Origin of the sequence: Ochrobactrum sp. SFR4 (assembly GCF_019730395.1) — a bacterium.
GTDB lineage: Bacteria > Pseudomonadota > Alphaproteobacteria > Rhizobiales > Rhizobiaceae > Pseudochrobactrum.
Genome location: NZ_JAAPBB010001409.1, coordinates 1 through 234, shown reverse-complemented (window position 1 = coordinate 234; position 234 = coordinate 1). Strand labels below are relative to the sequence as shown.

At 56.8% G+C, this 234-nt stretch carries 1 protein-coding gene; it reads left to right on the top strand.

The window, feature by feature from the left end; genetic code table 11:
* A partial coding sequence (locus HBA93_RS23665; RefSeq protein ID WP_286202177.1) for a PEP-utilizing enzyme occupies positions 1-234 on the top strand: 234 nt, incomplete at both ends.

Below are 234 nucleotides of genomic sequence, written 5' to 3'. Positions count from 1 at the left end.
CTGCGGAAATGATGGCTAAGGATTCCATCATTGTTGCCCGTTCCATGGGCGCTGCGGAATTGCTGGATTATCCGCGTGAGCGTGTGCGCGGTCTGGTGCTGGAAGACGGCGCTACGACCAGCCATGTGGTGATTGTAGCGCGTGCTATGGGTATTCCCGTCGTGGGGCAGGCCAAAGGTGTGGTGGCGCTGGCCGAAAATAATGATGCCATCATTATTGATGGTGAGGATGGCC